We start from the raw sequence: 3,016 nt of genomic DNA, 5'->3' as shown, positions 1-3,016 counted from the left end.
GAGGCGCTGAGCGGGGCCGCGCTCGCTCGCGCCGCCGCGCGGCGCGCGGAGACCGCCGCGCCTGCCCAGGACCCGGAGCGGGGGGCGGAACAGCCCACCGGCCCGGGGGCCGGACAGCGGGCCGACCGGGATCCCGCGCCCGCCCCTGGGACACCGGCACGCCCTGAGGCCCCGGCACGTCCTGCGCCACCGACAGAGGACGCCCGGCCGGCCCCGGTGCCGGCGGACACCCCGCGCCCGGCCGCCGAGCCGGCCCAGTCCGCACCCGCCCCAGCGCCCGCGGCGGCCGCCACGCCGAGCCAGGTGGAGAAGGTGCGCCGCGCGTGGCCGGACATCCTCGGGGCGATCGAGGACTCCTCGCGCCTGGTGTGGATGCTGGTCAAGGACAACGCCTCGGTGGCGGGGTACGACGGCGACCTGCTCACCGTCGCGTTCACCCAGGACGGCCCGCGCCGGACCCTGCTCGCCCGTCAGGGGGACCAAGTCCTCGCGGAGGCCGTGCACCGGGTGCTCGGCATCCGGCCCGAGCTGGACCTCATCCTCGGCGGCGACGGCCCGCAGGACGGCGGCCGTCCCGGCAGCGGGCCCTCCCGACCGGACCGGCCCGCGCCCCCGCAGGGTCCGCGGCAGGGCGCAGGTACCGCGCCGGAGCGCGCAGAGGGGCCGACGTCGACCCGTCCTGCGTCCGACCGGACCGCCCCGGCGCCGTCCGCCCCGGCGCTCCCGGCACCGGCCGAGCCCGCCCCCCGATCCGCTCCGGCCGAGCGCGCGCCCGCCCAGGACGTCCCGGTGGCCACGTCCTGGCCCTCGCCTGCCCCGCAGGCCGACCCCGCGCAGGGACGGATGACCCCGCCTCGTTCCGCCCGCACGGAGCAGCCGACGGACCGACCGACGCCGGCGGGCGGGCATGCACCCACCACGCCGCGCCCCCCTGCCTCGGCGGACTCCCGGACCGGCGCGCGCCCCGGGACGGCGGACACCACACCGCCTGCGGCGCCCGCGCCGCAGGGCTGGGGCCGCGCGGACGAGGAACCCCCCGCCTGGGAGGACGCCCCGCCGCCGCCCGAGGACCCGTGGGACGACCTGCCGGAGTTCGACCCGGACGCGGACATGGAGGACTCGCCCGGGCCCGAGGGCTGGACCCCGGACCAGGACGGCGCGGAGGAGTCCGCCCCCGGAGCCCCCGCGGCACCCGCCCATGACGTGCCGACCCCGCAGGACTGGGGCGCCCCCGCTGGGCGCACCCCCGCCGGCGACGCCGCCGGGCAGGGAGCCGCCGCGCCGACGTCGCCCGGACCGGACCAGCCTGCCGAGGTGGCCCCCGCCCCCAGCGACGCCGAGGTGCGCCGCGCCTACGACCCGGGACCGCTCGTCCGCGAGGAGGAGCACACCATCCCGGTGTTCGCCAAGCCCGAGGCCGAGCTGCGCGCCGAGTTCGCCGCCCGGTTCGGCGGCACGCGGCCGGCCGGCTTCGATGCCGGTCGCGCTGCGGCCGAGCCCGCGGAGGACAAGCCCGCCGGCGACGACGACGCCGACCCCGACCGACCGAGGGCGGCCGTCCGGGCCGCGCTCGCCGGGGAGCCCGACCGGTACGGGCAGGACGCGGCGGAGAACGAGGCCGAACGGACGGCCGACGTCCGCGAGGACCCGCAGGCCGCGGCCTCCGGGGCGGAGGAACCCGTCACCGAGTCCCCGGCCCGCCCCACCGCGGACGACACGCCGGACCCCGGCGTGCCCGCCGAGCACCACGAAGACGCCGAGGCCCACTCCGCGGACGGCCGCACCGGGGCTCCGACCCGTGCCCCCTCGGAGGGCCGCGGCGCAGGCCACCCGGACAGCTGGTTCGGCGCGCTCATGGAGCGGCTCGAGGCCGGGGGCCCGCTCGACCCGCCGGTCAACACGGGTCGGCCCGGACCGGGCGCCGCGGCAGGCTCGGGCAGGCGGCCCAGCGCCTCGGCGCTCGGGGGACCGGATGTGCCCGACCACGCGCCGCCCGCGGACGCCGCCGCCGTCGACCCCCGGGCCGCCGCCATCCGTGCCGCCCGCGAGGCGGCACGCGGCGGCGGGGCGAGGCCGGACGACGGCGCGCCCGCCGGCCCCGTTGCGGCGTCCGCCCCGTCCGTAGACTGGTCGGACGAGGTGGCCAGCGAGGACGACGTGTCCCTCGAGGAGTCCGGCCTGGTCGGCCGGCCGGTGGTGGAGCGCCTGCTGGGCGCCCGCCTGCTCGAGGAGCGGCCCCACGAGAGCGGCTTCTGACCCGCCGCAGCACACGCAGGAGGACGGGCACCCGCGTGCCCCCAGGAGAGGACGGTGAGACGTGTACGACGGTGCCGTCCAGGAGCTGATCGACGAGCTCGGCCGACTGCCGGGCATCGGCCCGAAGTCCGCCCAGCGCATCGCCTTCCACATCATGGAGGCGGACACCGCGGACATGCTCCGCCTGGCCGAGGCGATCCGCACCGTCAAGGACAAGGTGCGCCTGTGCACCGTGTGCTTCAACGTGTCGGAGGACGAGGTCTGCCGCCTCTGCCGGGACGAGCGCCGGGACCGCAGCCAGATCTGTGTGGTCGAGGAGTCCCAGGACGTCATGGCCATGGAGCGCACCCGCGCCTTCTCCGGCCGGTATCACGTGCTCGGCGGCTCCATCAATCCGATCGCCGGCATCGGTCCCGAGCAGTTGCACGTGCGCGAGCTGCTCACCCGTCTCCAGGACGAGACCGTCCAGGAGGTCATCCTCGCCACGGACCCGAACCTCGAGGGGGAGGCCACCGCCACCTATCTGGGACGGCTCCTCGGCGCCACCGGCATCCGCGTCACCCGGCTCGCCTCCGGCCTGCCGGTGGGCGGCGACCTCGAATACGCGGACGAGGTCACCCTCGGCCGTGCCTTCGAGGGTCGCCGCCCGATCGCCGGCTGAGCGGAGCCCCTCCGCACCCCGGATCCCCGCCGCACCCCGGATGTCCGAGCGGTCCCGCGATCGCCGCCGCGGGCCGCGGCGGGGGGGTCGGGTTCGGGG

The 3,016-nt window shown here is 78.8% G+C and carries 2 protein-coding genes; both read left to right on the top strand.

Annotated elements, in window-relative coordinates:
• Positions 1-216 precede the first annotated feature (216 nt).
• On the top strand, positions 217-2,256 hold the full coding sequence (locus tag Q4D18_RS11395) for a hypothetical protein (RefSeq protein ID WP_303128508.1): 2,040 nt from the start codon (positions 217-219) through the stop codon (positions 2,254-2,256).
• Positions 2,257-2,317: 61 nt separating this feature from the next.
• Entirely contained in the window at positions 2,318-2,917 is a 600-nt protein-coding gene (recR, locus tag Q4D18_RS11390; protein WP_303128507.1) for a recombination mediator RecR, read from the top strand.
• Positions 2,918-3,016 lie beyond the last annotated feature (99 nt).

Source organism: Micrococcus sp. (genome assembly GCF_030523875.1).
Classification (GTDB): domain Bacteria; phylum Actinomycetota; class Actinomycetes; order Actinomycetales; family Micrococcaceae; genus Micrococcus.
Note: the sequence above shows the minus strand (reverse complement) of the source record. Positions and strands in the feature narration are given on the sequence as shown.